A 24189-nucleotide genomic window follows, 5' to 3' on the forward strand; every position below is an offset into this window, starting at 1 on the left:
GCCATTCCCGCCGCCAACCGCTCCGTCTATAGTCGCCACTTCGCGGGTGTAGCTCAATGGTAGAGCAGAAGCTTCCCAAGCTTACGACGAGGGTTCGATTCCCTTCACCCGCTCCAGTCCCTTCACCGACCAGCTCCAATTGACGCAAGGCAGTCTATCTGAGGCTGCATTTCCAATTGACACGCAAATATATCGCGACCCAATCTGATACATGGTTCGCGTGTGATCGAGGGGGTTTGCGCCGACCTGTTTCGGGGGGAAATCATGCCGATTTTTGTTGGGCTTGTTCTGGCGTTGATCTTGTCTGGGCCGGGAGCGGCGCAAGTCGAGACCTATGCTGCCATGCCGCGGATATGGTCGGCGGATATCTCACCCGATGGTTCGCATCTGGCGACCGGATGCAGTCCGCGCGGGCTGCGCGAGATCTGCATTTACGACCTGGAGAGCGGTGCGGCACCGATCGTCATTCCCGCCCCCGAGGGCGGCCGGATGACCGGCTTCTCCTGGCCGAGTGATTCCTACCTGGTCTATTATGTCACCTCGGTTCAAACGCTGCCGACCCGCGAGGGATTGAGAACCTGGACTCTGAACCAGCCGATTGCCTATTCGGTGGCGACCGGGCGCTCGGAAATGCTGATGGTCGGCTCGAACATGGTTTCGCCGCTGATCGGCGACGACGACCGGATTGCCGTCCAGATCACCTACGCCCTCGATACCCGGGCGCGCACCGGTTCACGGATCGAGAGCCGTGATGATTTCGGCACTGTAGTGTACGAGATGAATCTCCAAAATGGCCGCCGCGTGCGCCGTCTCCACGTCTCCACCGATTCAGCTTTTGACTACGTCATGAACCAGGCCGGTGAGGCGGTGCTGGAGGCGCGCTTTGTCGATGAGACCGGACAATATACGATCAACCGTTCGGGGCGTGGGTCGCATGAGGCGATCTATTCGGGCATTTTCAATGGCGAGATCCCGGCGATTTACGGCCTGGCCGACGGAGGCCGGGCGACGGCAGTGCGAATTCCGGGGCTCGGCCTGCGCCGGCTTGATATTGCCAGTGGTGAAGTTTCCCGGTTCGACGTCGGCGATGTCGATGTCTCCCTGATGGACCCGATCGTCGATGATTACGCGATGGATGTGGTCGGGTTTACCTATGTCGACGACCTGCGGCGCCAGATATTCACCAATCCGGAACTCGCGGCGGTGCACGCCGAACTGCGCCAGATCCTGACCGAGGATTCGATCACGATCACGGCCTGGAACCGCGACTGGACCAAGCTGGTCGTGGTCGGCGAGGATTCCGGCCAGCCGGCCAATATCTACCTGCTCGACCTGACAAGCGGTGGGCTTGGCCTGCTCGATGTCGAGACGGTCCTGCCGGAGGGGCAGGCGCCGTCACCGCGCAATCGCTTTGATTACACCGCCTCCGACGGGCTGGCGATCGAGGCCTATGTCACGCTGCCGCCGGGGCAGACGCAGGCCGATGGACCTTTCCCGCTGATCGTCATGCCGCATGGCGGCCCGCAGGCACGCGATACGGCCGGATATGGATGGTGGTCCTCGTTTTACGCCTCGCTTGGCTATGCGGTGTTGCAACCGAATTTCCGCGGCTCCGACGGCTATGGCTATGACTTCCTCGAAGCCGGTTATGGCGGCTTCGGCACGCGCATGATCGACGACATCATCGACGGTGCTCACGCCCTGCAGCAAAGCGGTCTCGCCCGGCCGGGTGCGTATTGTGCGTCCGGCTGGAGTTATGGCGGCTATGCGGCTCTTATGGTGGCCTTGCGTGATCCGGAGAATGTCGCCTGCGCAATCTCCTTCGCCGGCGTCACCGACCCGTTTGCGATCCTGGAAAGCCGCAATAGCCTGGAGATATCCGTGCGCTATTGGGAGCAGTTCATGGGCGACCGATATGGCAATCGCGCGCAACAGGGGACAATCACGCCGGCTGAACGCGCCGCCGATTTCCGGGCCCCGCTGCTGATTATGCATGGCGAGCTCGATACGACGGTGCCCTATGGCCAGTTTCGGCTGATGTACAATGCGATGGAGGGCCGGTCGAACGCCCGCTTCGTGACGCTGCCGGGCGAGGATCATTATCTGAGCAATCCCCAAGCTCGTGCGACCGTCTTGCGCGAAAGCCAGGCCTTTCTCGACGAGAATTTCCCGGCGAATTAGCGCCGCCGCAACTGGCTCAGATCCAATCCGCCGAGTTCGGCGAGGTGAGCGATCAGGATGACGCCGACGGCGGCGGCCATGATGGCGACCAGTGTCCAAGGGATCAGACGCGGTCCGCGTTCGGGCCGCGCGGGCTGGCCGGCGCGCCAGCGTCCGACGAAGAAGAGCGCGCTGCAACAGGCCAGACCGATGAGGGTGGCGGTGAGGGAGAGATACATGCGGGGTCCGCCAGTCTGCTGATGCCGTGTTCGGTCTTGTCCCAAAAATAGGGTCTGGTCGCCAGCTGGTACAGAGCCCGCACTGCAGCCCAGCTCTGTAGCGGCCAGTAGAGCGGCATGGTCAGCAAATCGCCCAAGCGCACGCTCAGGCCGGCGCGCCGCATGCCAGTCGCGGCGCTCAGCGCGGCAGCACCGTAGCCGGCGACCAGAAACCCGCCATACAGCAGGCAAGCACTGCCCCCGAATTGGCCGCTGACCAAGCCAAACAAGCAGGCCGCCGCCAACGGCGCGTGTAACAGGGCCGAGATGAGTGCGGCCCCGAGCGTCATTCCCAACCCCAATCCGCTGCGCGGACCGGAACTGGCGCTATCGCTGCGACTGTGTACCGCCAACGTCTGGGCATAGCCCTTGAGCCAGCGGCTGCGCTGGCAGATCCAGGGCCAGATGCGGGTTGGCGCTTCTTCCAGTGTCATGGGCGCGATCACATTGCTGCGATAACCCAGCGCGTACAGGCGAAAGCCCAGATCGGCATCCTCGGTGACATTCCAGGCATCCCAACCGCCCGCCCGGCGCAGCGCGGCGGCGCGGAAATGATTGCTGGTTCCGCCCAGTGGCAGCGGCCAGCCAAGTCGGGCATAGAGCGGCAGCAGGGCGTGAAAATGAGCCGCATATTCCAGCGCAAACTGCCGTGTCAGCCAGCATTCCTCGCGATTGAACCAGTTGAGCGGCGCCTGCAAACAGGCCAGGTCCGGCCCCGCCGCGGCAAAACTCTCTGCTGCGATGCGCAATTGCCGTGGATGCGGCCTGTCCTCGGCATCGTGCACGGTGATGATCTCGCCGGAGCAAAAACGCAGCGCGTAATTGAGCGCGCGCGGCTTGGTGCGTGGACCGCCCTCGGGGACCAGTATGACCCGGTATTTCTGGTCGAGCTTCAGCGCCCGTGCGGCGGCAATCGTGTCGTGGTCATCGGCTTCGAGCGCCAGACGGATTTCGAGGCGGTCGGCGGGGTAGTCGATCGCCTCCAGCGCCGCGATCAGGACTGGCAAGACAGCGCTTTCCCGGTAGAGCGCAATAATCACGCTGGCGCGGGGCAGAGCGCTGGGAGCCAATGTGCGCCGCGCGGCCCAAGCGGGTGGCACCAGACAGGCGGTCAAGCGAAGACCGATCAGACTGGCGAACACCACCGCGCCGAGACCGGTGAGCAGGTCGGCATCAAGCGTGAGGCGTCGCGCGGCCAGCAGGATCAGGACGCTCAGGGCCAAATTGACGCTTGCGCCTTGGCTTGGATTCAGGCCCGCCTTGGCGCTGTAGCCCGGTGTGCGCGAAGCCAGACCGTCCGCCGCATCGTGGGCCCATAGGCGTGACAGAATGTCCGGTGTGCCAACCCTGTGGGCGGCGGGGCCGCTTGGTTGACCGGATGCAGCGGGAATGTGTTTGCTTTGGCCACCATCCATGGCGATGCCCATCAAGGTTGTGTTTTTGGTTTATGCTATAGAAACACAACTTTTGGGGGAGTCAATCGCCCGGATTGAACACGCCGATCAGGGTCGGCGAATCCAGCGTTTCGCCCACAAGTGAAAACACGGTTGCGGTCGCTGTCGGATAGCCCATCGGCAAGGCTTCGCGGGCGCCGCAACGTGCCGCAAGCTTGTGGGCCAATCCACCAATGCCGGGATTATGCCCGACCATGACGATGCGCTGCACCTGTTGGAAGGCAGCCAGCGCCGCGCGTTCCAGCATTTCGGTGCTGGCATGATAGAGCGCCATCGGATCCTCGATGGGCGGTGTGCCGATGAGGGGGCCAAGATGGTCGAAGGTCTGACGCGTACGCCAGGCCGGGGAGACCAGTGCCCGATCGACGGGCAGGCCGAGCCCCGCGAGCATCTCGCCGGCCCGGCGGCTATCCTCATGACCGCGCGCTGTCAGGCCACGCTGAAAATCGTCATCGGCGTCCATCCGGTCTACGGCTTTGGCGTGGCGCATCAAAATCAAAATCCGGTTCATCAAGGCCTGCCCTGTTGAGTGTTCATCCTGTCACGCCCTCTGCCGCGCATCTTGAAATGGCGCGCGGCAAAGCGCACCTTTGTCCTAGTGTGTTTTTTCACGCTTTTGAACCAAGGAGACGAATATGGGTTTGTTGCTGGGCGATATTGCCCCGAATTTTGATGCCGTCACCAATGAAGGTCCGATCAGCTTTCACGACTGGATCGGCGATAACTGGGTGGTGTTCTTCTCGCATCCGGCTGATTTTACACCGGTTTGCACCACTGAGCTCGGCTTCACCGCCAAGCTGAAGGACGAATTTGCCAAGCGCAATACCAAGGCGATTGCCCTGTCGGTCGACAGTGCCGAAGACCATAAGGCCTGGATCAAGGATATCGAGGAAACCCAGAATGTCGCGATGAATTTCCCGATTATCGCGGACGTGGATCGCAAGGTTTCGACCCTCTATTCGATGATCCATCCGAATGCGGCGTCTGCCGTCACGGTCCGCGCTGTCTACGTCATCGACGCTAACAAGAAGATCCGCGCCACCTTCACCTATCCACCAAGCGCGGGCCGCAATTTCAACGAAATCCTGCGCCTGATCGACAGCCTGCAGCTGACCGATAATTACAAGGTCGCGACCCCGGTCAATTGGGTCGATGGCGAGGATGTCATCATCGTGCCGACGCTCTCGGATGCTGATGCCGACAAGCTCTTCCCGGCCGGCTACAAGAAGATCAAACCGTATCTGCGCACGACGAAACAGCCGAATAAGGGTTAGGCGAGATCCGGCACCTGATGGTGCCGTGCCTTGCAGTTGAGCCCATGAACAGGGGCGTCCGGACAGACCGGGCGCCCCTTTTTTGTTCGACCAGGCGGGGCCAGGCCTTGCGTGGGAGGAAATGTTTCAAACTTGACGACAAGGATCCTTTACATATAAATGACAAGTACGCTTTACAGACAGGGTGTTGTCATGGAACCGGGCCGGCGCGATTTTGAACTTGACCACAGACCGTGCGCGGCGCGGCAGAGAAACACATCGGCGAGGACTGTGCCTCTTCCGGGAGGCTCATTCGGCAGGCATTTGCTGACACCCAGTTTATCCGACCCGATTGCGGGGGCGGACAAGTTGGCCCGGGCGAATCTGGTCATGAGCCGCAAAATCCAGACCCACGCGCTTCCTGACCACCCGGACTTGCAGCGTGGGACGGGGATAGGGCGATGACAGACAGGTTGAACAAGGCGGATGCGGGGCATCGCGCACCGTCTGGGATTGATTTCCTGCTCTTGCTGGTCTGGATCGTCAGCTTGATAGTCGCAGCTCAGCTATTTGTGCGGTCACAAGGTCTGATCTGGCCGATCATCGCTGCCGCCGTTGGCGTCCTGTCGCTCGCCGCATGGCTATGGCGGCTGGAGAGGGCGAGACGGGCGTCAGTCAATCTCGTCGACCGGGCATTCGGCAGCTTCACCCTGCGCAACACACTGCTGGTGCTGGGCTATGTGTTGAGCCTGGTTCTGGCGATGTCCTGGCTCGACAGCGTAACCCCGCCATTCTGGCGCATCGGCCTGCTTGCCTTGCCATCGCTATTCCTGGCCGGTTGGGTCTGGGCGTTTAGTGCCATGATCCAGTCATCCGACGAGATGATGCGCGACCTCAGAATTCGGGCGGTCGCGTTGTCAGCTGGAACCGTGCTCCTGTTGGCCACGATCTGGGGGCTGTTCGCTCAGCTGCTGGATGCCCCCGATTTGCCGGCCTATCTGCTTCTGCCGGGCTTTGCCCTGGGATACGGCGTGGCCCTGCAGATCATCGGCGGGGCTGACGCATGAGAAACCGTCTGCGCGAGCTGCGGGGCGAGCTTGGCTGGAGCCAGCAGGCCTTGGCAGGTCGTCTCGATGTCTCGCGGCAGACCGTCAATGCGCTGGAGACAGGCAGATATGATCCCTCGCTGCCGCTCGCATTCAAGCTTGGTCGGCTGTTCAAACTGAAGATCGAACAGATCTTCGACGACGACGCCAAACCCTAATCCAGTGTCCGGCGATAGCGCCGGATCGCGACCACGGCGATGACGATGAACATCACCATCAGCGGCCAGATGCTCGGCCAGACGTCGGGCAGAGCGGCGCCCTTGAGCATCACGGCGCGGACCACCCGGATGTAATGCGTGGTAGGAATGAGCTGGCCCAACGCCTGGGCCCAATGCGGCATGGCGGCGAAGGGGAACATGAAGCCGGAGAGCAGGAAGGAGGGCATGAACAGGAACATGGTCAGCTGCATCGCTTGCATCTGGCTCCGCGCCACGGTCGAGAACAAAAAGCCCAAGGCCAGGTTCACGACGATGAAGAGCGCGCTGGCGATGATGAAAGCGAACGGGCTGCCCAGAAACGGCACCCCGAACAGATAGCGTGCCCCGGCCAGCATGATGGCGACCTGCAAGGATCCGACAAAGACATAGGGCGTGATCTTGCCGATCATCACCTCGAAGGCCTCGGTCGGCGTTGAGAGCAAGGCCTCGAGTGTGCCGCGTTCGGCTTCGCGCGTCAGCGAAATCGACGTCATCATCGCCATCGTCAGGGTCAGGATGGTTCCGAGCAGGCCGGGAACGATATTGAGCGCAGTGCGTCCGGCCGGGTTGTAGCGGCGGTGAATCACGGTCTCGACCGGCGGCGTCATCTCACCGAGATAAGGCTCAAGCGCCCGCTGGACGATGCCGGCAAAGGCGCCGCTGCCGGCCCCGGCGGCAACCGGATCGGAGCCGTCAGAGTCGAGCAGGATTTGCGGCCGCTCGCCGCGCGCCAGATCGCGTTCGAAATTTGGCGGGATCGCCACCACGAAGGAGGCTCTCCCATCGCGCAGCGCCATATCAGCCTCTTCGGGCGAGGCAACGATACCAGTGATGTCGAAGAATTCCGACGTCTCCATCGCCTGTATGATGGCGCGGCTGGCCGGGCCGCTATCGCCCATTTCCACCAGGGTCGGCAAATGGCGCGCATCGGTATTGATCGCATAGCCAAACAGCAAAAGCTGCATCACCGGGATCCCGACCATCATGCCGAAGGTCAGCCGGTCGCGCGTCATCTGGATGAATTCCTTGCGCAGGATGGCGATGATGCGGTTGAAGGAAGCGAAGCGGTTCATTGGAAATTGTCCTGCGCGCCGGTCATCAGCCAGATGAAGGCTTCTTCGAGTCCGGTCTTCGCCTTGCTGACATCAAATTCCGGACGCTCGCGCCAGGGCGCAATCGCGCGCTCCAACAGCGCCTCGTCGCGCCCCGAGACATGTAGAGCCGAGCCGAAACGGGCGATCTGGTCGACGCCGGGCGCGTGTTGCAGAGCGTCATAAACGGGCTGCAGGCCCTTGCCCTCAATGCGCCAGGTGGTGAGGCCGACAATGCCGGCAATATCGGCCGAGGGCGCATCGATCAGCTTCTTGCCATAGGCGATATAGGCGATGGAATCGCACTGCACGGCTTCATCCATGTAGTGGGTCGAGACCAGCACGGTGACGCCCTGTTGCGACAGGCGCCGGATGCGGTCCCAGAAATCGCGCCTCGCTTTGGGATCAACCCCGGCGGTCGGCTCGTCGAGCATCAGCAGGCCGGGCTTGTGCATGGTCGCTGCGGCGAGCGCCAGGCGCTGTTTCCAGCCGCCAGACAGATTGGCGGCGAGCTGTTTGGCCCGCGGTTCCAGATCATACTCCGCAAGGGTGGCGAGCACGGTCTGTGTCTGGTTTGGTACCGCGTGCAGGCGGGCCATGAAGTCGAGATTCTCGCGCACTGTCAGATCGCCATAGAGGGAGAATTTCTGCGTCATATAGCCGACGCGCGATTTGATCTCGCGGCTCTGGGTGACGATGTCATAACCCAGCGCCGTGCCGCCGCCGCCATCGGGCTTCAACAGACCGCACATCAGCCGGATCGTTGTCGTCTTGCCCGAACCATTGGGGCCAAGAAATCCATAGATCGCGCCCTTGGGGACCTGGATCGAGAAATCGTCGACCACCCTGGTGTTGCCGAAACTCTTGGTCAGCCCGTGGACATCAATGACGAGTTCGCCATCCATGCTAGCGTACCTCGAGCCGCAGCGGCGTGCCCGGGGGCGGTGGGTTGGCATCAAACCGGGCTTCGGCGCGATAGACCAGCCGGGAACGTTCGCTGTCGGAATAGATGAAGGGCGCGGTGAATTGCGCCTCATCATCAATCCGGGTGATGGTTGCCATCAGGCCGGACGCGCAGCCATCGCAATTGACGGCGAGGCGTGTGCCAGACGGGGTCGCTGCCAGTTCGCCTTCCGGGATGAAGACGACCGCGTGAACTGCGCCTTCGGGTAGCAGGGAATAGACCGGCTGGGCTGGTCCGGCCTGTTCGCCCGCATAGCGGATCTGGCGTTCGACATGACCATTGGAGGGCACAGTAATGTGGCGCTGGCTGAGGGTAAATTCGGCGCGGTCGACGCTGGACTGTGCCGCTGCGATCGCCGCCTGCAGCGCGCGCAACTGGTTCTCGCGCGCCGGTAATTGCACCAGGTTGAGGCGTTGGCGCATCTCACTGACGCGGGCATTGGCGGTCTCCGCTGCCGCCTCGGCCTGGTCGAGCCTGGCTTGGCTGACATGGCCCTGCTGGAACAGCTCGCGGGTGCGGGTCAAATCGTCACCGGCTTGCGCTTGCGCGGCTGTTGCTTGAGCGAGCTGGTCGCGAGCGGCACCGATTTCCGGAGCCCGCGCGCCGGCTGCCGCATCATCGAACTGCGCCGTTGCGACTGCAAGCTGGGCCGTTGCGGCGGCGAGGGCGGCTTGGGCGTCGGTATCGTCGACCCGGAAGGCGATCTGGCCAGCGGTGGCTGGGCCGCCTTCGAGCAGGCTGGTTTCGATAATCCGGCCGGGCATATCCGGCGCCAATGCGATGAAATCCCCCTCGACATAGCCGTGCAGGCCAGGCTCGATGGGCGGCGAACAGGCGCTGAGCAGGACCAAAACAAAAGCGGGCGCGATGAAACGGGTCATGAAGGCAGGCTCTCCTGGCGCGGTATGAGGCCGTAAAGCACGATATCGGCAATCGCATCGGCGAGGTCGCCTGGATCGGTCAGCTTTTCCGGCTTGAGTTCGAAAATTGTTGTCAACACCATATGCACGATGCCGGGGCCGATCATGACGCGCATGAAGGCGTCGGTATCGACCTTGCGGAACACACCCTTTTCAACGGCTGCTGCGAGCAGGGCGCTCACCGAGCGGCGCATCACATCAAGCACGTGTTCGCGGTAGAAGGCGGCGAGTTCGGGAAAGCGGTGCGCCTCGGTCAGCATCAGACGCGGCGCTGCCGAGATTTTCGGTGATGACATGGCGGTGATCAGGATCCGCAACAGGCCACGCAGCGCCGCCTCGGGATCAACCGCGGCACTGTGGGCCACGTGTTGCTCGACCGATCGCGCCAGCGCCCCGGCGGATTGCTCCACCAGCGCATTGAGCATCGCTTCCTTGGAGGGAAAATAAAGATAGAGCGCGCCCTTGGAGAGCCCGGCCCGCCGGGCGATATCTTCGACCCGCGCCGTGGCAAAGCCCTGCTCGACAAACACCGCCAGCGCCGCTTCGAGGATTTCCTCGGGACGCGCTTCCGGGCGGCGGCGATGGCTGGGTTTGCGGATCATGATTCGTATGTAACTGACCGGTCAGTCAGTAGCAAGTTAAAAGGGGACAGGTATATTTAACGCGCCGCCAACCGGCTTGCGCAGCAATGGCGCCGTGGCGCGGGCGCGTTAAATATACCTGTCCCCTTTTTAGGTTGCACCAAAATCTCCACGCCGCGAGCGGCTGGAGGGATAGGAGGGTGCGGGACGCCGGCGAATGCCGGTAACCGGTAATGTAAGTAGCGTGACATTCGTGACGTCCCGCACGTGCAGTTTTCTCGGGCTGTCTCCACCCCGGTTCCAATCCAGAAAGGTACTCAGGTCGGTCGTTTAGTGCCGTCAGACCTTAATGGACGCCCTGCCAGCGCTCGGGATGTCACCCCTTCGCCCGGACAGGCTGCACGCTCCCGATCGCCGCGACTGACTGAGCTCGTGCCTCCCGTGCGACCGGAACAGCTGAAGCATACGCGCAGGTGGAGGGGGTGGGGATAAGTTTGCCTAAAACCCGTCATCCCGGGGAACGCCGGGACCTCGATATCACAGGCTCCGCACCTGCTACGTCGAGGTCCTGACTGGCGTCAGGATGACGTGCGCTCATTGGAGGCGGTGGGGGATAAGCTCGTCTCCGGCTTCGCGCCACCGCCGATCAGCCCTGCAGCCGTCCCGCCTGGACCGTCGCGAGTCGGGACACGCACCGGCAAAGCCGGAGCATGTCCCGGGGAGGGCCGCCAAAGCTTGACGCCGCCGCCTGTCACAGGCTCCATCCACACCACGGAGACCCGCCATGTATGAAACTATCTACTTCGCCCTTCACCTGATCATCTTCCCGGCCTGGGCGCTGCTGCTGTTCGCGCCGCGTTGGACATGGACGCAGCGCCTCGTCCACACCGCCTTCTTCCCGCTCTTGCTCGGCGTGATCTATCTGAGCTTCCTGTCCGCCGGGGTCTTCTTCGGGCAGGCGAGCGAAGGCGCCGGCTTCTCGACCCTCGCCGGCGTGATGGCCCTATTCGCCCGCCCGGTCGGCGCCCTGACGGGCTGGACCCACTATCTCGTCTTCGACCTCTTCATCGGCGCCTGGCTCAGCCGCGACGCTTTACGCCGCGATATCCCCTACTGGCTGATGGCGCCGAGCCTGTTCTTCACCCTGATGTTCGGCCCGATCGGGCTGGCGATTTACCTCGTCGGCCGCAAACTGACGGGCAAGGGCGGCTGGGGGCTGGCGGAGAGCTGACTTTCTCCATCTGCCCGCTCCCCCCGCCCACGATTGCGCGCAGGTTTCGGGAAATTAAGTTGTGTCTGTGGAGGCCTTATTCCAATCATGCTCCATCGGGGACGGAGATTTCAAGGTTTTGGGGTTTCCTGCACCATTGTGCTGCAGTTGCGAAATACACAGCAAAAATTGCTTGAGGGAGCATCATGAAACATCTCACACCGATCATCGCCGGTCTGGCGCTTTCTGCCTGTGCCCTGGATCCGTCCATCCTCCAGACGGACCCGGTCGCGCAGGCGGATACGCTTGCGCAGGCGAACACGGGGGCGGCGGTTGGTGTGGCGATGCCGCATATCGCGGCGGAGAATATCGAGGCGCATATCCGCTTTCTGGCGTCCGATGAACTGGCGGGGCGTGGCACCGGAACCGTGGGCTACGCGATCGCGGCCAATTATGTTGCGGCGCAGATGCGCCTGCTCGGGCTTGAGCCGGCCGGCGATGACGGCACTTATTTTGCGGCCGTGCCGATGCAGCAAATCCAGGCCGATCGGGATTATGATCAATTCACCATGGACGGTGTCACCTATGACCAGGGCCATTCGGTCTATGTGCAATTAAATCCGGCATTGGCGGAATCGTCCGTCACGGGCGAGCCGGTCTTTGTCGGTTATGGCGTTTCGGCGCCGGCGCGGGGCCATGATGATTATGCCGGCCTCGATATCACCGGCAAGATCGTCGTCGTGGTTGACGGCATTCCTGACGGCCTGCCGAGCGAAGAGGCGGCGCATCACCGTTCGGTCAAACGCGATACGGCGGCGGCGCATGGCGCGATCGGCATGATCTCGCTGAGTGACTGGAGTGATGAGGATGCGGCCGAATTCACCAATGGCCCGGCGGCGCTTCCGAGCATTCGTCTGACATCGGCGACCGGCCCATCCAATTACGACCAACTGCGCGCTTCGGCGACGCTCGATGCCGAGCTCAGCGCGGCCCTGTTCGACGGCGCCGAGATGAGCCTGGAAGAGGTGCGCGCCGCGATGAATGACGAGGCCGGTGCGCGCTATCCACATTTCGTCCTGCCGCACACGGTGACCATTCGCCAGCGCTCCATCTCGCAACAATTCTCCGACCCCAATGTCGTGAGTATTTTGCGCGGCGCTGACCCGGAACTCGCCGCCCAAGTGGTGGTGTTGAGCGCGCATCTCGATCATATCGGCACGGTTTCCGATCCGGGAAAGCCCGATCAGGGTTGCCGCGCCGATGAGAGCGGCGACGCGATCTGCAATGGCGCGCTCGACAACGCCGCCGGGGTAGCGGTCCTGCTTGAAACCGCGCGCAGCTTCGTCGAGCTCGGCACGCCGCGCCGTTCGGTCCTGTTCATCGCTTTGGCCGGTGAGGAGACAGGCCTGCTCGGCTCGGAACATTTCGCCCGCAATCCGACCATTCCCGCCGGTTCAATGATCGCCGACGTCAATCTCGACATGCCGGTGATCACCTATGAGTTTGGCGATGTGCTGGCCTTTGGCGCCGAGCATTCCAATCTCGGCGCGATCACGACGCGCGCCGCCGCCCGGCTTGGCGTTGTCGTCAGCCCCGACCCGATCCCGCAACAAAACCTGTTCGTGCGCTCGGACCATTACAGCTTTGTCCGCCAGGGCATTCCCGCGATCATGCTCTCGACCGGCTTCGCCTCACCCGATCCACGCTGGGATGAGGGCCGCGGTCTGATGGGCTTCGTGCAAACCCATTATCACCAACCCTCCGACCAGCTCGATGGCGGCCTGAATGTCCTGTTCGACCAGGGCGCCAAATTCGCCGACATCAACTATCTCATCGCCCGCGAAATCGCGGATTCCGACGAGGGTGTATCCTGGAATGAAGGTGATTTCTTTGGCGATCTGTTCGGTCGGGTAGCGGAGGAGTAATCCGGCGCTGCGTTGTACTGACAGGCGTCGAGCCTGCCCCCGAGCTTCTATTACCTATGTCTCCGATCAGGACACAAGGAAAAGGAAGGAGTTTGGTTTGAGCTGCATCGACTATCTCCCTCCTCTTTCTTGCTGAAAAAGGTGGTGCGACAAGCGTCGAAACGGGTGACGGCCTCGCGGCGCCGATTTTGGGCGACCGCCGCTCCCAACCGGTTGGCGCCCTGTCGTGGTGGAGTCAGTGGATCGTGTTCGATCTTTTGATCGGCGCCTCGATTTGTGCCGCGATGGCCTTCATGGGCTGATTGTGTCGAGCTTGGTGCTGACCTGGATGCTCCGGACTCGGTTGAGTGCGTCTGACGAAACGAGAAGCAAGTCTCGATAACCCTTAAGTAATATAATATGACCGTTAATATATTGCTAGGAGGCGTCCTTCATTTTGCACTAAATTTTAGGAAAGTGTCTCATGTTCAAACTCAGCCTTCGCCAGAAAATGCTTGGTGCATTTCTATTGCTCGCCGCGATTTCGATCACAATTGGAATGTTCGGCTATTTCGGGACCCAGGCTCTGGGCAGTATATTCACCCAGTATCGCGGCGCTGCGCGAGAGAGCCTTGCGGTTAATGCGGTCAATGTCGATCTCGGCGCGGCCCGGCTGGAAGGGTTTCGCTGGCGCGCCAGCGGCGCTCCCGAGCGGGTAGCGAGTTTTGAGACGACGCTGGAGGGCCTGGTTGGCGCACTCGACACAGCCGGCCTGTCTGATGCGGGCGAGCAGGCCGTTCAATATCGTGATGCCTTCCGCGCGGCTGTGGAACAGCAGGACCTGCGTGAAGCGGCCGTGGCCGATTTCTCGGAGGCGGGACGCAATGTGCGCGAAGTGTTGAGCGAAGTGATCGCGTCAGCCTATCGTGATGGCGACGGCGAAGCAGCCTACTATGCCTCGATAGTGCAGGAAAAACTTCTGCTGGCGCGGCTCTATGCTGATCGTTTCCTGACCTCAAATACCGCCGAAGACTCTGACAGGGTTCGTAACGAGACCGAGGCCGTACGTCAGGCCTTCACCGATCTGGAAGGCCGGATCGAAAACCCTCAACGTCAGGCACTGTTACGACAGGCGGAGGCCTCTTTTGGGACGTTCAATGTGGGTTTCGACGCCGCAGTCCAAGCGATCTCAACGCGCAATTCCCACCTTGCCGCAATGGATACGATTGGCCCCCAGATCGCAGCCGCCGCAGCCGCCAAGCGTGACCAGAGTGTTGCGACCCAGAATACACTCGGGCCTCAGGCCCAGGCGGATGTCGGGCGCACCGAGATGACGGTACTGGTTTCCGTTGGCGTTGGAGTGGTGCTGGCTGTCGTGCTGGGTCTGTTCTTCTCTGGCCAGATCAGCGGCGCGATCACACGAATCACCCGCGATATGCGTCGCCTCGCGGATGGCGACAACACTTTCGAAATCAATGGTGTCAAAGCCAGCGATGAAATCGGCGACATGGCGCGGGCGTTGCAGGTCTTCCGGGACAACTCGATCGAGATGGACAGGGTGCGGGCAGAAAATGCCGAAGCCGAAGCCCGTACCGTTGAATCCCGACGCGAAGCTACCCGGCAAATGGCTGACATGTTCGAGCAATCGGTCGGAACCGTCATCCAGGCCCTGGCCGATGCCTCGGCGGCGCTGCAGGGCAATGCCCGTGAGCTAAATGGCTCGGTCGAATCAACCGGTGCCCGCTCGACCTCGGTCGCCGCCGCCGCCGAACAGGCCAGTGCCGGCGTTGAGTCCATTGCCGCCGCTTCGGAAGAACTGACCGCCTCCATCCTGGAAGTCTCCTCGCAGGTCGCGGCTTCCGCCACCGCCGCGCGGTCCTCAAGCGATCACGCCAAGGTCAGTTCGGCCAATCTCGACAGCCTCACTGAGGCCGTCAACGGCGTCGACGAGATTGTGCGCGCCATCACCGGTGTCGCCGAGCAGACCAATCTGCTCGCCCTCAACGCCACCATTGAAGCTGCCCGGGCCGGCGATGCCGGCAAGGGTTTTGCCGTCGTGGCCAGTGAAGTGAAGGCCCTCGCCGAGCAGACGCAGCAGCTGACGGTGCAGATCGAAAGCCAGCTGCAGAAGATCGGCCAGTCGTCCAATGACGCCATCGCCTCGACGCGCGAAATCATTGGCCGCGTCGACGAGATTGACCGCACCACGACGGCCCTGGCCGGCGCAGTCGAGGAACAGACCGCAGCGACGTCGGAAATCTCCGCCGCCGCCCAGCAGGCCGCCGCCGGCGCCCGCTCGGTGTCGGAAGACATTAGCGGCGTGCAGATATCGGTCTCCGAATCCGCCGCCGTCGCCGGAACCGTTGATGCCGCTGCTGCAGCGCTGCGGGATCATTCCGACAAGCTGCAGAGCGAAGTCAGGCAGTTTTTGGAAACGGTTCGCGCCGCCTGATTGGCTTCATGGCAATGCTGAAAACGCCCCGGCCGCCTCGCGCGGACCGGGGCCTTTTTTTGGGTCTGCTGCGCGGCGGCGCATGATCGCCACACCATTTCCCTGCAACCCGCCTTCCCCAGACCTGTTCCGGGGCTCACCACATCCCATCTCCCCCGCGCCGCTTGACGCCCACGCCCGCACAGCCTACCTCGGCGGCTTCGCAGTTCTTCACTGAAAGCCACCATCATGACCGCGCAACTCGCCCTCAATGCCAAAGCCTGGCCGTTCGAACAGGCGCGTCTGCTTTTGAAGCGGATCGAGCAGGCCGGGCTGGGCAATAAACCGGTGGTGTTTGAGACCGGTTACGGGCCGTCGGGGCTGCCGCATATGGGGACGTTTGGCGAAGTGGTGCGCACGACGATGGTGCGGCATGCCTTCGAGGCGCTGACCGAGGGGAAGTATCAGACGCGGATGATCTGTGTCTCCGACGATATGGACGGGATGCGCAAGATTCCCGACAATCTGCCCAATCAGGCGATGCTGGCGAATTATTTGCAAATGCCGCTGACCGTGGTGCCCGATCCGTTCGGCACGCATGACAGCTATGGCGCCCACATGAATGCGCGCCTGCGGGCCTTCCTCGACAGTTTTGGCTTTGATTACGAGTTTGAGTCGGCGACGGCGCTCTACAAATCTGGCGTTTATGACGCGATCCTGATCCGGGCGCTGGAGCGTTATGACGACATCATGAAAGTGATGCTGCCAACGCTGGGGGCTGATCGCCAGGCGACGTATTCGCCGTTTTTGCCGATCTCGCCGAAATCCGGCCGCGTGCTCTATGTGCCGATGAAATCGATCGACGCCAAGGCCGGCACGATCACCTTCGATGATGAGGACGGAACCGAGACGACCCTGCCGGTCACCGGCGGTCAGGTGAAGCTGCAATGGAAGCCCGATTTCGGGATGCGCTGGGCCGCGCTCGGGGTTGATTTCGAGATGTTCGGCAAGGATCACCAGACCAATGCGCCGATCTATTCGCGCATCTGCCGTATCCTGGGCGCCGAGCCGCCGACGCAATTTGTCTACGAGCTGTTTCTCGACCAGCAGGGCGAGAAGATCTCCAAGTCGAAGGGCAATGGGCTCTCCGTCGAGGAGTGGCTGAAATATGCGCCGCAAGAGAGCCTGACCTATTATAATTTCGTCAAACCGAAGACGGCCAAGCGCCTGTTTTTTGACGTCATTCCCAAGGCGGTCGATGAGTATATGCAGCATTTGGCGGCCTATCCGGGCCAGACGCCGGCGCAGCAGATGGAAAACCCTGTCTGGCATATCCATAACGGCAATCCGCCAACCGATAGCCTGCCGATCAGCTTTGCCCTGATGCTCAATCTGGCGTCGGCCGGCAGTGCGCATAATACCGATGTGATGTGGGGCTTTATCGGCCGCTATTGCGACGGTGCCTCGCCGCAGACCCATCCGATGATGGACCAGCTGGCCGGCTATGCGGTGAAGTATTTCCAGGACTTCGTCGAGCCGAACAAATCCTTCCGCGCCGCCGATGATCGCGAACGCGCGGCGATGCTGGATCTGATCGCGCGGCTCGAAGTGCTGGGCGCCGATTGCCGCGATCCGGATATGATCCAGAACGAGGTCTATGCAGCGGGCAAGGCGGCAGAGTTCGACAATCTGCGCGATTGGTTCAGGGCGCTGTATGAGGTTCTGCTGGGCCAGTCACAGGGGCCGCGTTTCGGCTCCTTCGTGGCAATTTACGGTATTGACGAAACCATCGCCCTGATCCGCAAGGCACTGACGGGCGAATTGCTTGGTTAGGGTCTCGCCCGTCAGCGTGAGTTGCAGTGTCTGGATGAAAAGCTCCGGGGGGGCGAGGCCTTTCATCCCGCCGACTGGGCGGCGTGAGACACGGAGCGCCAGGGCCGCGCAGATCCGTGGGGAACGCAGCCGTCCGGGGGGATTTGGCGTCCGTGTCTCCCTCCATCAACGCGCGGAACTTGAAAACCTGTCGCAGTGGGCTGAAGTTTTTCCGCGATGCGGCGGGGCGGCGCGCCGCTTGTCGTTACACGTGAGATAAATGTACATAATTATTGACATAAGGTCTGGTTTTTCCTACATCGTGTTTGTACAAAATATTTAACACGAAGTTGGGAGTTTTTGACATGGCATTTCGGGAACAAGGCGCATGGGTCACGTTGTTGGCGATGATCGCAGTTTATGGCTGGTATTTCCTCGACCTGATGGGCGCGGTGAACAGCCAGCCGGTCGCCGAGATCGATTATCAGGCGCGGCTCTACATCATGGTCGGCGTGCTGGTGGCGTTGATCATTGTCGGTCAGGTCGGGATTGGCATTTATGCCGCGAGTTCGGTCGAAAAAGGTCTGGAGCTGGCCGATGATATCGCTAGCGAGGCCGATGAGCGCGACAAAGCGATCTCCACACGCGGCGATGCGCTGGGCGGCTATGTCGTCGCGATTGGCGCTGTGGCGGCGATGTTTGAAGTGATGGCCGGCTGGCAGGGCTTCTGGGTCGCGCACACCTTGCTGGTGGCACTGGTCCTGTCGGAAATGGCCAAGTCGGTCTGGATGTTGATTGCCTATCGCCGGGGGTTCTGAACATGGTCAAACCAACCCGGATCACCAATGCCATCCGGCAATTACGCTTTGCCGCCGATGAGATGACCCAGGCCGAGCTGGCGCGGCGTGTCGGTGTGACGCGTCAGACTATTCTCGCCATCGAGCAGGGCAAGTATTCACCCTCGCTTGAGGTCGCTTTCAGGATAGCGGCGACGTTCAAAGTGCCGCTGGAACAGGTGTTTCAATATCCCAACGTCTGACGCCGGGTGACGCGCATCGGGACTTCTGTATCGGGCTGCAGCGTGATGCGCATTACCGGGACAGGGTGGCGCTCGCTGGCGAAGTCGAAGCGCAGCTTGCCCAGCAGGCAGGCGAGTACGATCACCATTTCCATCATCGCGAAACGGGCGCCGATACACACCCGTGGACCGAGGCCGAACGGCAGCCAGGCGTGGCGCGGGATGGCCTCGGCCGCCGCGCCGAAAAAGCGTTCCGGCTGGAAGCTGTCGGGCTGCGGCCAGAAATCGCGCTGGCGGTGCAACAGCCAGGTCGAGACCAGCACATCGGTATTGGGCGCCACCGGCAGACCGGCAACGGTGTCGGCGGCGATCGAGGTGCGGGCCAGGATCGGGGCCGAGGGGTAGAGGCGCAGGCTCTCCTTGATGACTGCCGTCGTCCAGGGCAGGGCGTCCATCCAGTTGGCCGGATCGGCGGTGTCGAGCGGTGCGGCATCGATTTCCGCTTCGAGGCGGTGCAATACATCGGGCGATTGAGATAGCAGATACAGCGTCCAGGCCAGCGAGCGGGCCGTGGTCTCGTGGCCGGCGGCAAGGAAGGTGAGGAGATTGTCGACAATGGCGGTCTCGTCGAGCCCGGCGCCGAGCAGGAGATCGAGAAAGTCCGGCGTGCGGCCAGCGGTTTCGGCATCGGGCTGGGCCCGGCGCACCGCGGCGACATGGGCGACTTGGCGGCGCAGATCGGCGATCACATGCCGCGCCGCGCCATGGCCAACACGCGGGAGCCAGCCGGGCAAATGCATCAGATCAAACGGGTGCGGGATGCCGGTGATCTCGATCAGGCGGCAAATGCCAGCGCTGAAGCGCGCCTTGTCTAGCGCCTCATCGCCGGAGAACAGCGTCTCGATCAACACATCCAGCGTCAGATCGACCATCGCATCGGAAAGCGAGATCGTGCGGCCATCTACGGCGAGGAAAGCCTCGGCGGCCTCGTCGCAAACGCTGCGGATTTTGGGCGCGAAACTATTGACCGTGCGCGGGGTGAAGACTGGAGCGACGGCGTGACGGGCGGTCTTCCAGACCTCGCCCTCTGCTGTCAGCAACCCATCGCGCAAGAAGGGCTTCAACACCGCCTGGCGCACGGGATTCATGCGGTAATTGGCGGCATTGGTGACAAAGCAGTGATGGATGGCGGCGGGATCATTGATCAACAGGCTGTCGCGGCCGAGGAAGCGGAAGGGCGCGATCAGAAACTCGAAATGATGCTCGCCCCAGATCTCGAGCGGATTGCGATTCATCGCCCGAAAATAGGTCCAATAGTCTGACACGGTCAGCCGGCCGACTTGGCTATAGCGGGCATAGGGCGGTTTGGGCGGTTGGAAGGCCTTGTCGCTGATCACGTCTTCACTCCGCAACGGCCCCAGCCATGGTGCGGACTCTGCGCGTCATTGGCGCTCTGGCCAATGCGCAAATGGTCGCGGCATGGCGGCGCGGCCTGCGCGCGGGCCGGGGGGCAAACTCCCGCTTCATTCCGTCATGCAACTGATCTACATTGCGCGAATGCGAATCCTCACCCTGCTTGCCCTCGTCCTTCTTACCGCCCCGGCCCAGGCCGATATGGACCGGGCGCGACAGGCCTTTGCCAGTGGTCACTGGCAGGAGGCCGCGAGCCAGGCGGAACAGGCTGGCGGTGCGGAGGGGTATGCCTATGCGGCCCGCGCGCTGGTGGCGCAGTTGATGCTCGAACCGGACAATCCCGACCGCCGCGCGCTGACGCGCGATGCGCTTGATCTGGCTGAGGCTGCCTACCGCGCCGATAATGAGAGCGCCGAGGCGCGACTGCGACTGGCGATCTCGCTGGGCTATCAGGGCCGCTATACCAGCACGATGCGAGCCCTGTTCCTGCGCGTGCCACAACGCGGGCGCGCACTGCTGGAATCCGTCGTGATGGAGGATCCGGGCAATGTCTGGGCGCTCGGCACGCTGGGGGCTTGGAATCTCGAAGTGGCGCGGCGCGGCGGCACGCGCGGCATGGAGATGCTCGGCGCCTCGGTCGAAGCCGGCACCGGGTTTTACAGCCAGGCCATCGCACTTGATCCCGGCAATCCAGCGCTACGCTATTTTCTCGCGCTCGGCCTGATCGCGCTGGACGATCCGGACCGGACGTTGATGGCGTGGCAACAGCTCGATATCGCGCTCGGGCTGGAACCGCGCGATGCTTTCGAAGCCGGGTTGCTGGCCGAGGCGGTGCAATTGGAAGGCCTCAGCGGTGATCGCCATGCGGCCACGGCCTGGGCCGTCGCGCAGATGACGCAATAGGCCTATTGGCTGGCCCAGACGATGCGGGCGATCCAGGCAATCTCGACCAGTTTGATGATCCGGTCCGGACCTGATGGGTTGAGCGATTTGAGCGCCACCTCCTGCACCGTGCTGTGGCCCAGCTGCCAGCCGGAAATCTCGCCATCGCGGGTTTTCACCATCACGCGGTCGCCCGGACGCGGCTTCTCATCAGGCGCAATGATCAGCTGATCGCCTGGCCGGTAGATCGGCAGCATCGCCTCGCCTTCCACCCGCAGGGCGTAGGCGTCGCTCTCTCCGAGATCGGGAAAAGGCACACGGGCCCAGCCCGGCCCGGTCGGCAGACCGATCGCATCGAAAGCGGCGGCCCTGTCGCCATCCGCCAGATCAAGCGCTGGCAAGGAGCGCGCCCGGCTCTCACCGCTGACCAGGGCTGCGAAATCAGCGAAGCCGAGATGGGCTGCGCTGAGCGCCTTGGTCAGGCTCTCGGTTGAGGGCCAGCGCAATTTGCCGTCACTGGAGATCCGCTTGGACGGATTGAACGTGGTCGAGTCCAGACCAGCGCGCCGCGCCAGCCCGGAGGGGCTGGTCTGGGCATGGGCGGCGAGGCGGTCGATCCCGCGCCAGATCTGGTCGTGCGTGAACATGGCGATACGTCCCTGAACAAGGAAAGTTATAGGAAAATAAGCCCATGAACCAGAGAACCTTGCGCGGTCTTCGTGCGCGGGTTAACCCCAGCTGATGAGCGACAAGATTGCATACCGACTCGCGACGCCTGAGGGCTGGGCCGCAGTGATGATGGCCGGCGTGTTTCACGGCGAGTCGTACGATATCGCCGATGGATTCATCCATCTCTCCGCCGCGGCACAGGTCGAGGGCACGCTGCTCAAACACTATAATGAGCATCCGCGCCTACTCCTCGCCGAGATTGATCTTGAAGCGCTGGGGGCCCGTGTGAAGTGGGAAAAATCGCGCGGCGGCGAGCTGTTTCCGCACGTCTATGGCGACATTCCCGTCAGCGCCGTGCGCGGCGTGCGCCATGTGCGCCGCAATGAGGAGGGCGACTGGGTCTTGCCGTCCGATCTGGGAGGCCAGTGGTGATCCACGATCTGATCGCACGCGCGCTGCATGTGTTTGAGCCTGAGACGGCCCACCGCTTCGGGATACTCGGCCTCAAGGCCGGGCTCGGACCCCGGCAGATCTTCGCTGACCATGCGATGTTGGCGACCCGTATTGCCGGGCTCGATCTGCCCAATCCGGTCGGGCTGGCAGCCGGTTTCGACAAGAATGCCGAGGCCCCCGATGCGTTGCTGGCGGCCGGCTTCGGCTTTGTCGAACTGGGCGCCGTGACCCCGCGCGCGCAGGAGGGCAAGCCGCGTCCGCGCATTTTCCGGCTCGCTTCCGACCAAGCGGTGATCAACCGGATGGGTTTCCCCAATCTCGGCCTCGATGCGTTCGAAGCGCGACTGCGCCGGCGCCAGAGGCGCGGCGGCATGGTCGGGGTCAATCTTGGCGCCAATCTCGATAGCGAGGATCGCATCGCCGATTATGTCGCCTGTCTGGAACGGCTGAAGGATCTGGCGCAATTCTTCACCGTCAATATTTCCTCGCCCAATACGCCCGGCCTGCGCAATCTTCAGGCTCATGGCGCGCTCGATGATCTGCTCACAGCGGTGGCGCAAGTGCGTGGTCCGGCGCCGGTCTTCCTCAAGATCGCCCCGGATATCGCTGACGAAGACGTGCCCGGCATGATCGAGGCGATCGGCCGTCACGGGCTCGACGGGATTATCGTCTCCAACACCACCATCCTGAGGCCCGAGAGCCTGACCAGCCCCCTGATGGGTGAGGGTGGCGGCCTGTCGGGTCCGCCGATTTTCGAACGCTCAACCGAGCTGGTGCGTCTGTTCCGACGCATTGCGGGTCCGGATCTGGCGGTTATCGGGGTTGGTGGCATTGATAGCGCCGATGCGGCCTATGCCAAGATTCGCGCCGGTGCCAATGCGGTCCAGCTTTATACAGGCCTCGTCTATCGCGGGCCTGGCTTGGTGCAGCGCATCAAGTCTGGCCTCGTCAAACGGCTTCAGGCCGATGGTTTCGCCTCGATCACTGAAGCGGTCGGCATTGATTGCAATCTGCGCTCAAGCGACGGGTAGGCGAGAATGAGCGTGCCGCCGCGCGCGATATAGAAAATCAGAAACGCCATCCAGACGCCGGTATTGCCGAAGGCCGGAGACAGAGCCGCGTCGGCGGCGAGATAGATCGCCACGGCGGCAACACCGGCATTGCGCAAAATCTTGCCGCTGGTGGTGCCGATGAAGACCCCGTCCATCAACCAGGCGCCCGCCCCGAGGAAGGGGATGACGGCGCACCAGGGCAGATAGCGGATCGCGGAAGCGCGTGCTTCGGGATCAGCAATCAGCAGACCCAGAATATCGGCGCCGAACAGCCAGGTCAGCACTGCGAAGATCGCACCGGCGGCAAACATTGGCTCGCCGGTCAGGCGCACGGCTCGGCGCAGACCGCTCAGCGAGCGGCGGCCAAAGGCGCGGCCTGCCTCGGTCTCGGCGATAAAGGCGAAGGCGTCGAGCACAAAGGCCCATAACGTGATGACCTGCAGCAACACGTGATTGCCGGCGAGGATGGCGGTGCCCTGGCGCGCGCCGGCATTGGCAAACCAGGTGAAGCCGACAATCAGGCTCCAGGTGCGGATCATCAGATTGATGTTGACGTTGAACATTTCCGCGATGGCGCCCGGATTGAGCAGGCTGGCGCGGTTAAGGACCTCGCTGGCCCAGCCGCCCTGGCGCTTCAGCGTGTGGGCGACGAAGCCGAGGCCGACGAGCAGACCGGCCCATTCGGCGATCGCCGTCGCCGCACCGACGCCGCCGGGCCCATAGCCGAGCCCAAGCACAAACCAGAGGTCGAGCGCGATATTGATACCGCTGAAAACGGCATAGATGGCCAATGTCGCAGTGTTGCGACCCAGCCCGATCAGCCAGCCGGTCAATGCGAAGGTCGCCAGCGCTGCCGGCGCCCCCCAGGCACGGGCGAGCAGATAGGAGGCGCCCTTGGTCTCGACGCCGGGCTCGCCCTGCAGCACGGCAAACCCGCCCCAAGCGATGGGATAACGCAGCAGCCAGACGGTGATGCCGAGCAGTGCGGCGATGGCGACGGCGCGGATCAGGATGCGCTGGGTCTCGGCGCGCTGGTGCGCGCCATCGGCCTGGGCCGTCAGCCCCGTCGTGCCCATGCGCAGGAAATAGAAGCTCCAATAGAAGATGGAAAAGATCGCGCCGCCCAGCGCCACCCCGCCCAGATCGCCCTTATCGCCCGACAGGCCGAGCACGAAGGTGTCGACGACGCCGGCCAGCGGCACCGTCGCATTGGCGATCACCAGCGGCAGAGCGCGCTTGATGACGTCGATACGGGTGAGTGCAGGGCGGCTGGTTTCAGAAGGGCTGGACATCGCTCGCCACTATCCCGGCCCGGCACGGCTGGCAAGCGCTTGCGCGAGT

Annotated in this window: 22 protein-coding genes and 1 tRNA gene; 14 read left to right on the forward strand and 9 right to left on the reverse strand. The window is 62.6% G+C overall.

Annotated elements, in window-relative coordinates; all coding sequences use genetic code 11:
* Nucleotides 1-42 precede the first annotated feature (42 nt).
* Nucleotides 43-116: transfer RNA gene (locus tag AAC029_RS00390), tRNA-Gly, on the forward strand.
* 148 nt (nucleotides 117-264) lie between these two features.
* Complete coding sequence (locus AAC029_RS00395) at nucleotides 265-2181, forward strand: alpha/beta fold hydrolase (RefSeq protein ID WP_339742640.1); 1917 nt, start codon at nucleotides 265-267, stop codon at nucleotides 2179-2181.
* A 103-nt stretch (nucleotides 2182-2284) separates the two neighbouring features.
* Here the strand turns inward: AAC029_RS00395 and AAC029_RS00400 are convergent, their stop codons facing one another.
* Both AAC029_RS00400 and AAC029_RS00405 read right to left on the reverse strand, forming a co-directional pair.
* On the reverse strand, nucleotides 2285-3853 hold the full coding sequence (locus AAC029_RS00400; protein WP_339742642.1) for a glycosyltransferase: 1569 nt from the start codon (nucleotides 3851-3853) through the stop codon (nucleotides 2285-2287).
* 61 nt (nucleotides 3854-3914) lie between these two features.
* The gene (locus AAC029_RS00405; RefSeq protein ID WP_339742644.1) at nucleotides 3915-4403 is read right to left on the reverse strand and encodes a histidine phosphatase family protein; all 489 of its coding nucleotides are present in this window, start codon (nucleotides 4401-4403) and stop codon (nucleotides 3915-3917) included.
* A 124-nt stretch (nucleotides 4404-4527) separates the two neighbouring features.
* Between AAC029_RS00405 and AAC029_RS00410 the strand changes: the two genes are divergently transcribed.
* The 3 genes from AAC029_RS00410 (at nucleotide 4528) to AAC029_RS00420 (ending at nucleotide 6409) form a co-directional block, all read left to right on the forward strand.
* A complete protein-coding gene (locus AAC029_RS00410) occupies nucleotides 4528-5166 on the forward strand; it encodes a peroxiredoxin (protein WP_339742647.1) in 639 nt (212 codons plus the stop codon).
* 440 nt (nucleotides 5167-5606) lie between these two features.
* Nucleotides 5607-6212, forward strand: coding sequence for a hypothetical protein (locus AAC029_RS00415; protein ID WP_339742650.1), 606 nt, complete (start codon nucleotides 5607-5609; stop codon nucleotides 6210-6212).
* Nucleotides 6209-6409: a helix-turn-helix transcriptional regulator gene (locus tag AAC029_RS00420; protein ID WP_339742652.1), complete on the forward strand. Its 201-nt coding sequence runs from the start codon at nucleotides 6209-6211 to the stop codon at nucleotides 6407-6409. The genes AAC029_RS00415 and AAC029_RS00420 overlap by 4 nt, the downstream gene beginning before the upstream one ends.
* Here AAC029_RS00420 and AAC029_RS00425 read toward each other — a convergent pair.
* The 4 genes from AAC029_RS00425 to AAC029_RS00440 are packed head-to-tail and all read right to left on the reverse strand — an operon-like array spanning nucleotide 6406 to nucleotide 10025.
* Nucleotides 6406-7521, reverse strand: coding sequence for an ABC transporter permease (locus AAC029_RS00425; RefSeq protein ID WP_339742655.1), 1116 nt, complete (start codon nucleotides 7519-7521; stop codon nucleotides 6406-6408). The genes AAC029_RS00420 and AAC029_RS00425 overlap by 4 nt on opposite strands.
* Nucleotides 7518-8444 carry an ABC transporter ATP-binding protein gene (locus AAC029_RS00430; protein ID WP_339742657.1) on the reverse strand — a complete coding sequence of 309 codons (927 nt, stop codon included), beginning with the start codon at nucleotides 8442-8444 and terminating at the stop codon, nucleotides 7518-7520. The genes AAC029_RS00425 and AAC029_RS00430 overlap by 4 nt, the downstream gene beginning before the upstream one ends.
* A 1-nt stretch (nucleotide 8445) precedes the next feature.
* Nucleotides 8446-9384 carry a hypothetical protein gene (locus AAC029_RS00435; RefSeq protein WP_339742660.1) on the reverse strand — a complete coding sequence of 313 codons (939 nt, stop codon included), beginning with the start codon at nucleotides 9382-9384 and terminating at the stop codon, nucleotides 8446-8448.
* Nucleotides 9381-10025: a TetR/AcrR family transcriptional regulator gene (locus AAC029_RS00440; protein WP_339742663.1), complete on the reverse strand. Its 645-nt coding sequence runs from the start codon at nucleotides 10023-10025 to the stop codon at nucleotides 9381-9383. Before AAC029_RS00440 ends, AAC029_RS00435 begins: the two co-directional genes overlap by 4 nt.
* A gap of 763 nt (nucleotides 10026-10788) precedes the next feature.
* On the opposite strand from AAC029_RS00440, the gene AAC029_RS00445 reads away from it, so the two are divergent.
* The 6 genes from AAC029_RS00445 to AAC029_RS00470 all read left to right on the forward strand — a co-directional run bounded on the left by AAC029_RS00445 (nucleotide 10789) and on the right by AAC029_RS00470 (nucleotide 18400).
* The gene (locus tag AAC029_RS00445) at nucleotides 10789-11235 is read left to right on the forward strand and encodes an ABA4-like family protein (protein ID WP_339742665.1); all 447 of its coding nucleotides are present in this window, start codon (nucleotides 10789-10791) and stop codon (nucleotides 11233-11235) included.
* 185 nt (nucleotides 11236-11420) lie between these two features.
* The gene (locus tag AAC029_RS00450; RefSeq protein WP_339742667.1) at nucleotides 11421-13139 is read left to right on the forward strand and encodes a M28 family metallopeptidase; all 1719 of its coding nucleotides are present in this window, start codon (nucleotides 11421-11423) and stop codon (nucleotides 13137-13139) included.
* Nucleotides 13140-13602: 463 nt separating this feature from the next.
* A complete protein-coding gene (locus AAC029_RS00455) occupies nucleotides 13603-15570 on the forward strand; it encodes a methyl-accepting chemotaxis protein (protein WP_339742670.1) in 1968 nt (655 codons plus the stop codon).
* A 228-nt stretch (nucleotides 15571-15798) separates the two neighbouring features.
* On the forward strand, nucleotides 15799-17382 hold the full coding sequence (locus AAC029_RS00460) for a lysine--tRNA ligase (protein WP_339742673.1): 1584 nt from the start codon (nucleotides 15799-15801) through the stop codon (nucleotides 17380-17382).
* 344 nt (nucleotides 17383-17726) lie between these two features.
* Nucleotides 17727-18179, forward strand: a complete 453-nt coding sequence (locus AAC029_RS00465) for a hypothetical protein (protein ID WP_339742676.1) — start codon at nucleotides 17727-17729, stop codon at nucleotides 18177-18179.
* A gap of 2 nt (nucleotides 18180-18181) precedes the next feature.
* Nucleotides 18182-18400, forward strand: coding sequence for a helix-turn-helix transcriptional regulator (locus AAC029_RS00470; protein WP_339742678.1), 219 nt, complete (start codon nucleotides 18182-18184; stop codon nucleotides 18398-18400).
* Here the strand turns inward: AAC029_RS00470 and AAC029_RS00475 are convergent.
* Nucleotides 18382-19776 (reverse strand): cytochrome P450, encoded by a 1395-nt coding sequence (locus AAC029_RS00475; RefSeq protein ID WP_339742681.1) that lies wholly within the window; start codon nucleotides 19774-19776, stop codon nucleotides 18382-18384. The genes AAC029_RS00470 and AAC029_RS00475 overlap by 19 nt on opposite strands.
* A gap of 136 nt (nucleotides 19777-19912) precedes the next feature.
* Between AAC029_RS00475 and AAC029_RS00480 the strand changes: the two genes are divergently transcribed.
* A complete protein-coding gene (locus AAC029_RS00480) occupies nucleotides 19913-20695 on the forward strand; it encodes a hypothetical protein (RefSeq protein WP_339742684.1) in 783 nt (260 codons plus the stop codon).
* Nucleotides 20696-20697: 2 nt separating this feature from the next.
* Here AAC029_RS00480 and AAC029_RS00485 read toward each other — a convergent pair whose 3' ends face one another.
* On the reverse strand, nucleotides 20698-21321 hold the full coding sequence (locus AAC029_RS00485) for a helix-turn-helix transcriptional regulator (protein WP_339742686.1): 624 nt from the start codon (nucleotides 21319-21321) through the stop codon (nucleotides 20698-20700).
* A gap of 94 nt (nucleotides 21322-21415) precedes the next feature.
* On the opposite strand from AAC029_RS00485, the gene AAC029_RS00490 reads away from it, so the two are divergent.
* Entirely contained in the window at nucleotides 21416-21775 is a 360-nt protein-coding gene (locus AAC029_RS00490; RefSeq protein ID WP_339742689.1) for a DUF952 domain-containing protein, read from the forward strand.
* Complete coding sequence (locus AAC029_RS00495) at nucleotides 21772-22827, forward strand: quinone-dependent dihydroorotate dehydrogenase (protein WP_339742692.1); 1056 nt, start codon at nucleotides 21772-21774, stop codon at nucleotides 22825-22827. The genes AAC029_RS00490 and AAC029_RS00495 overlap by 4 nt, the downstream gene beginning before the upstream one ends.
* Here the strand turns inward: AAC029_RS00495 and AAC029_RS00500 are convergent.
* Nucleotides 22755-24140, reverse strand: a complete 1386-nt coding sequence (locus AAC029_RS00500; RefSeq protein WP_339742694.1) for an MATE family efflux transporter — start codon at nucleotides 24138-24140, stop codon at nucleotides 22755-22757. The two genes, AAC029_RS00495 and AAC029_RS00500, sit on opposite strands and share 73 nt — an antisense overlap.
* Between the last annotated feature and the right edge of the window lie 49 nt (nucleotides 24141-24189).

This window comes from uncultured Maricaulis sp., assembly GCF_963975345.1.
Taxonomy (GTDB): domain Bacteria; phylum Pseudomonadota; class Alphaproteobacteria; order Caulobacterales; family Maricaulaceae; genus Maricaulis.